The organism is Sphingobium sp., from assembly GCF_041987595.1.
In the GTDB taxonomy this organism is placed as follows: Bacteria; Pseudomonadota; Alphaproteobacteria; order Sphingomonadales; family Sphingomonadaceae; genus Sphingobium.
In genome coordinates this window covers 20,919-27,095 of record NZ_JBHIWJ010000055.1, presented here as the reverse complement: position 1 = coordinate 27,095, position 6,177 = coordinate 20,919, and the positions used below count along the sequence as shown (strand labels likewise).

The following is a 6,177-nucleotide window of genomic DNA, read 5'->3' as shown; positions in this document are numbered from 1 at the left end:
TGCCCGCCCTCGCCGATTTCATGGGGTCCTTCCCGGCTATCGACGTAGAGATCGTCAGCGACGGCCTGCTGAGCGACATCGTCGCCGACGGCTTCGACGCGGGCATCCGGCTGGAGGAGGCAGTCCCGCAGGACATGGTCGCCCTCACCCTTAGCGCGCACGAACAGATCATCGTGGTCGGCGCGCCGGACTATCTCGCCACCCGCCCTGCTCCCGTCAGGCCGGATGACCTCCGCGACCATGAATGCATCGTGTCGCGTCTGCCGAGCGGCCGGCCGATGGCTTGGGAGTTCGAGGACGGCGGCCGTTCCTTCACCATTGCCGTCGGCGGGCGGCTTCAGGTCGGCTCGCCGGCGATCGCGCTCCAGGCGGCGGAACGGGGGTTGGGGCTGGCCTATGTCGGCATGCCGGATGCGTCTAAGGGGCTGACGTCCGGAGCGCTGGTGCAGCTTCTCGCCGACTGGACGCCGCCGTTCCCCGGACTGAGGCTCTACTATCCGAGGCAGCGCCATCATTCGGCCGCCTTCCAGGCCTTTCTCAATTTCCTGCGGGAACGGCGCGTCAGTATCTAGCGTCAGACCGATCGGATGCGCGAACCGCAGGACGGCGGCAGATCTTCTCGTTCCAGCTTCAACCCGTCGAAACGCCGCGGCACGAATCTCGGCCCAGGCTACCTGCTGGAGGGTCGGCCGGGTCCGTCAGCCGCCTCTCGCCGGCCATCCTCTCCGACATGACGCTTTCCGGGCGCCTGAATGCCGACGCAGCCAAGCGTGACGTCGATTTCGGGATGGAAACAAAAGGCAGGCAGAAAAGCCGGCGCAATCTCCAAGGACCATCACCAGTTCAGAAATCGTCGGAAACTATTATTTTCGCTTAGTAATGAGCGATAAATTGATCAGGATGACGCTGTCGCTACAGATCATCAGCGCACGACGTATCATGCCGTCAGTGCAGGCTTGACGAGGAGGAAATTTTGGATCGCTGGCAGGCCATGAAGGTCTTCGTGCACGTAGCGGACAGCCGTGGTTTTGCTGAAGCCGCGCGGCGACTGCATATGAGCCCGCCTGCGATCACCCGCGCGATTTCCGCGCTTGAGGATCAGATCGGCGTGCGGCTGCTGACCAGGACGACGCGGTCGGTGAAGCTCACCGAAGCTGGTCGAGGCTATCTGGACGATTGTCGGCGCATTCTGGCTGACATGGCGGACGCGGACGCGGCGGCGGCAGGTGCCCACGGCAATCCCACCGGCACGCTGACCGTGACCGGATCGGTACTTTTCGGACATATGTATGTGCTGCCCATCCTGCTTGATTATCTGGACCGCTTTCCGGCCGTGACCGGGCGCAGCCTGTTCGTCGATCGCCTCGTCAATATCGTCGAGGAAGGCATCGATGTCGCGGTCAGGATCGGACATCTGCCGGACTCGGGGCTCAGCGCCATTCGGGTGGGGTCAGTCCGGCGCGTCATCTGCGGTGCGCCGGCCTATTTCGAAACCCATGATGTTCCACGCTCGCCGGCGGACCTCATCCATCACCGGATCATCTGTCCGACCGGCGCATGGGCGTCGCCGGAATGGCACTTCGGGCCGGAAGGCAGGACAAGCGTTACGGTTCATCCCCGGCTGTTCTGCAATACGAATGAGGCGGCGATCGCAGGCGCCGAACAGGGCTGGGGGCTGACCCGCGTGCTGTCCTATCAGGTCGAACCCGCGCTCGCCGCCGGGCGGCTGGTCACCATACTCGACGAGCATATGGAAAAGCCGCTGCCGATTCATGTCGTCCATGCAGAAGGAAGGCGGATAGCCGCGAAGGTGCGCAGTTTCGTGGATCTGGCGGTCGACCGGCTGCGTGCCAATCCGCTGTTCCGGACCGCATGATAATAATTCCATTTTGCGGAATAATGAGTTCCACATTTATCGAATTATCAGAGGGATAAGCAATGATTAATTGTCTGTCCAGAAGCTGACGCCGTTGCTCAGCGCCCCGAACAGGGTGGAGGACAAGATGAAGAAACTGGTCATTTCAATGCTGCTGGCTACCGCCGGCGTCGCGGCAACTGCTGACGCGATTGCCGCGCCCGCCAGCGCCGTCGCGCAGGTTGCGCCCGCTACGATCCACTATCGCACGGCGACCATCGAGGGCGTAAAAATATTCTATCGCGAGGCGGGTCCCGCCGACGGCCCGGTGGTGCTGCTGCTCCACGGTTTTCCGACATCCTCTCACATGTTCCGCAATCTGATCCCGCTGCTTGCCGACCGTTATCATGTGATCGCGCCGGACTATCCCGGCTTCGGCCAGAGTGATGCGCCCAACCATCGCCAGTTCCAATACAGCTTCGCCCATTTTGCCGACATGGTCGACGCGCTGATGGGCCAGGTGGGCGCAGAGCGCTATGCCATGTATGTCATGGATTACGGCGCCCCGGTCGGCTACCGGCTGGCGCTCAAGCATCCCGAACGGGTCAGTGGTCTCATCGTGCAGAATGGCAATGCCTATGAAGAAGGGCTGGGTGCCTTCTGGGATCCGGTCAAGGCCTATTGGAAAAGCGGATCGGCGAAGGACCGGGCCGCGCAGGCATGGGTTGTCGGTCTCGATGCCACCAAATTCCAGTATACAGATGGCGTGCGGGACACATCGCGGATCAGTCCCGACAATTGGGTCCACGATCAGGCATTGCTGGATCGGCCGGGGAACAAGGATATCCAGCTCGATCTCTTCTACGACTATCGCACGAATGTTCCGCTCTATCCCGCTTTTCAGGCCTTCTTCCGCGAACGCAAGCCGCCGACGCTGATCCTTTGGGGCAAGAACGACAAGATATTCCCCGAGTCCGGCGCGCATCCCTATCGGCGCGATCTGCCGGATGCGGAGATGCATATTTTCGACACCGGCCATTTCGCCCTGGAAGACAAGCTCGACGAAATGGCGCCGCTGATCCGCGATTTCCTCGATCGCAAGGTGGCAGCGCGCTGAGCGCCGGTCCGGGGCATTGCTTCAGGGAATGCCCCGGACCAGACGGATGTCGGGAGACAAAGCATGTCATACGGCTTTCTGGATATAGCGATGACGCCCAGCGTGCGCGCGGCACAGGCCGAAATGGGCGCGGACGCCCATTGGGCAGCGTTCAGCGGCAGTCGCGCATTTGACCGCTTCACGGCCAATGAAGCCGCTTTTCTGGCCGCGCGCGACAGCTTCTACATGGCGACCGTATCGGAAGATGGCTGGCCCTATGTTCAGCATCGCGGGGGTCCGGCGGGCTTCCTCAGGATGGTCGATGACAGGACGCTGGCCTTTGCCGATTATCGCGGCAATCGCCAGTATATCAGCACCGGCAATCTGGCCGCGAACGATCGGGCCTGCCTGATCCTGATGGATTATCCGCGCCGCGCGCGGCTGAAAATCTATGTCCATGTCGAAAAGCTCGCGCTTGATGCAGATCCGGCGCTGACCGAGCTTGTGATGGACAGGACGTATAAGGCCCGCGCCGAACGCATCTTCCGGCTGCGTCTCGAAGCGTTCGACTGGAACTGTCCGCAGCATATCACCCCGCGTTTTACGGAGCGGGAAATCGAGCAGGCGGTCCGGCCCCTCCATGAGCGACTGGCGCAGCTGGAAGCAGAGAACCGGGCATTGCAGAACCGTCTCGCCCAATCAGGAGACGCATGATGGATTGTTTGAGACCGCCCCTGCCGCCCTTCACGCACGACAGCGCGATCGAAAAGGTGCGTCTGGCAGAGGACGGATGGAACAGCCGCGATCCGGCCAGGGTCGCCCTTGCCTATACGCCCTACAGCCAGTGGCGGAATCGGGCCGAATTCATCAATGGCCGCTCGGCGATCGTCGCCTTCCTGACCCGGAAATGGCAGCGCGAGCTGGATTACCGACTGATCAAGGAATTGTGGGCCTTTCGCGACAATCGCATCGCGGTGCGCTTTGCCTATGAATGGCATGACGACAGCGGTAACTGGTTCCGCTCCTATGGCAATGAAAATTGGGAGTTTGACGAGAGCGGGCTGATGAGCCGGCGCCTCGCCTGCATCAACGATGCGCCGATCGCGGCAGCGGAGCGGCAGTTCCACTGGACACCGGGCCGCCGCCCCGACGATCACCCAGGGCTGAGCGAACTGGGACTTTAGGTGGCGGTCCGCAGCGGCGCCTTCCAGCAGGGGACGGCCCGCTTTCGATCCTGCGCGCGGCGTCATGGCGGGATCGCCCTGCCCGGAAAACGATGATGCGGCGGGTTATGGACCGGCTGAACCTCGGTTTCCGGTGTCGTCGGCGACAGTTCGGGGAAGCGGTCTGCGTACTCAATCATCCCAAGGCCGGGCGCCGTCATGACCGAACAGGAGGTGCTGGACCATTGGCGGGTATTCAATATGTCCGCCATGTGCGGATCGCCGGGCAGTTCGAGATGACGGCGACAGGCAAGGCCCGGAAATTTGGTTCCGGGCGCCCTGGATCGACCAACTTGACCGGGCCTGCTTTCCATCTGAGACTGTCGCAGCCGGGCGAGCTGCCGATTTATCAGGCGCGCCATCCCGGCATCCGCTTCCGCATGGTTGACGAGCAGGGCCGCGTTCGTCCTGAAAGGAGATGGCCAAGGCGGGTGTCTTCAACTCAGGAAGCCGACCGCCAGCAGCGCCAAGGCATGGAAGAATATCGCACAGGCAAGCAGCGCCCCGGCCCGGCGGATCGCAGCGACCAGGGCTGTATCCTTCCGGGGTTCGTCGCCCATGTTCACTCGCGCGGTTACAGCGCGCATCAGAGCGGGCGCTTCGGCAGAAAGCCGCGAAACTTCCAGCAGCAGGGACTCGATCCGTTCCGGGGCGGCCAGCCGCGACAGACGCGAGGCCACAAGTCGGCCGCGTAACTCCCCAAGCGCCTCCGACAGATCGAAGCCGGGTACGAGCCGTGCCAGGACGCCGTCCATGGTCACCATCGCCTTGAAGATCAGCACCAGGTCCGGCGGCAGCACCAGCCCTTCCCGGCGCAACAGCGGGAAGAAGTCCGCGACCATTGCGTCAAGCACCAGTGCGCCTGTCCCGTGGCGCGCGACCAGACGTTCGGCAGCGGCCAGCAGCCGTTCGCGCGGTACATCGCCTGATTGCGACCAGGCCGCAAGCATATCCGCTACGCCGGAAGGATCGTTGCCGCGCAGGGAAAGAAGGAAGGTCAGGAACTCGTGCTGGCGGCGAGGACTAACGAAACCGACCGATCCCAGGTCCAGAAGCGCAAGGCGGTCCCGATCATGTTCGCCATCCGGCGGCAGGCACAGCAGATTGCCGGGGTGCGGGTCGGCATGAAAACGCCCGTTGACCAGAACCATTTCCAGAACCAGCCGCGCGCCCAGCCGGGCAATGGCGGAAGGATCGACGCCAGCCGCCTTCAGGCGGTCCGGATCGCCCGGCGCGATGCCTTCCACATACTCCATCACCAACACGGCTTCACTGGTATATTGCCAGTGAATCCTCGGCACCACGACCTGATCTACAGTCGCCAGGTCTGCCCGCAAAATGTCGGCATTGCGGCCTTCATTGGTGAAATCCAGTTCATCGAGGATTTCGCGGCCAAGTTGTTCGATCATCGCGGACGGTTTCATGCGGCGCGCTGCGGCGTTGCGCTGCTCCAGGACGACGGCCAGATGGCGCAATAATCGGAGATCTGCCTCCATCGCCTTTCTGATGGCCGGGCGGCGGACCTTTACCACCACTTCGCTGCCGTCATGCAAGGAAGCCCGGTGGACCTGCGCGATCGACGCGGCGGCAAGAGGTTCGGGGTCGAAGCGGGCAAAGGCGTGTTCCGGTGGTTCGCCCAGTGCGGCCTCCACTGACTCGCGCAGCGTCTCGAACGGCAGGCGCGGCGCGTCGCTGTGGAGCTTCTCGAAGGCCGTTATCCATTCCGGCGGGAGTATGTCGCGGCGCGTCGCGAGGATCTGGCCGAGCTTTATGTAGGTCGGCCCCAGCATCTCCAGAGCGCGGCGGACCCGCGTCGGCAAATTGGCTTCCTCGCTGGCTGTTTCGTTCTCGCTGTTGGAAAGCCCCAGTCGCGCCAACAGGGATTCAAGGCCAAAATGCGCGATTACGGCGCCGATTTCCGACACGCGCGCCCGATCGCGGGAGGCCACCGTCATTGTCTCGAAAATTGTGGGCAATTCGCCTCCCTCGTTTCAGGCTGAGAA

At 62.8% G+C, this 6,177-nt stretch carries 6 protein-coding genes; 5 read left to right on the top strand and 1 reads right to left on the bottom strand.

Annotated features, from left to right (window positions below; all coding sequences use genetic code 11):
- From ACFC3J_RS14290 to ACFC3J_RS14270, 5 genes are all read left to right on the top strand, one after another.
- Positions 1 to 572, top strand: a 572-nt coding sequence (locus ACFC3J_RS14290; RefSeq protein ID WP_375196829.1) for a LysR substrate-binding domain-containing protein, incomplete at its 5' end; no start/stop codon positions are given.
- 401 nt (positions 573 to 973) lie between these two features.
- The gene (locus tag ACFC3J_RS14285; RefSeq protein WP_375196828.1) at positions 974 to 1,876 is read left to right on the top strand and encodes a LysR family transcriptional regulator; all 903 of its coding nucleotides are present in this window, start codon (positions 974 to 976) and stop codon (positions 1,874 to 1,876) included.
- 127 nt (positions 1,877 to 2,003) lie between these two features.
- Complete coding sequence (locus tag ACFC3J_RS14280) at positions 2,004 to 2,972, top strand: alpha/beta fold hydrolase (protein WP_375196827.1); 969 nt, start codon at positions 2,004 to 2,006, stop codon at positions 2,970 to 2,972.
- Between the two features lie 63 nt (positions 2,973 to 3,035).
- Positions 3,036 to 3,665 (top strand): pyridoxamine 5'-phosphate oxidase family protein, encoded by a 630-nt coding sequence (locus ACFC3J_RS14275; protein ID WP_375196826.1) that lies wholly within the window; start codon positions 3,036 to 3,038, stop codon positions 3,663 to 3,665.
- Positions 3,665 to 4,135, top strand: coding sequence for a DUF1348 family protein (locus tag ACFC3J_RS14270; RefSeq protein WP_375196831.1), 471 nt, complete (start codon positions 3,665 to 3,667; stop codon positions 4,133 to 4,135). Before ACFC3J_RS14275 ends, ACFC3J_RS14270 begins: the two co-directional genes overlap by 1 nt.
- 476 nt (positions 4,136 to 4,611) lie before the next feature.
- Here ACFC3J_RS14270 and ACFC3J_RS14265 read toward each other — a convergent pair whose 3' ends face one another.
- Complete coding sequence (locus ACFC3J_RS14265; RefSeq protein WP_375196830.1) at positions 4,612 to 6,141, bottom strand: ABC1 kinase family protein; 1,530 nt, start codon at positions 6,139 to 6,141, stop codon at positions 4,612 to 4,614.
- Between the last annotated feature and the right edge of the window lie 36 nt (positions 6,142 to 6,177).

What these genes read in the sequence shown, in the direction of transcription:
- ACFC3J_RS14270 (WP_375196831.1), top strand. Translation starts at nt 3,665, where the DNA reads ATGGATTGTTTGAGACCGCCCCTGCCGCCCTTCACGCACGACAGCGCG.
- ACFC3J_RS14275 (WP_375196826.1), top strand. Translation starts at nt 3,036, where the DNA reads ATGTCATACGGCTTTCTGGATATAGCGATGACGCCCAGCGTGCGCGCG.
- ACFC3J_RS14280 (WP_375196827.1), top strand. Translation starts at nt 2,004, where the DNA reads ATGAAGAAACTGGTCATTTCAATGCTGCTGGCTACCGCCGGCGTCGCG.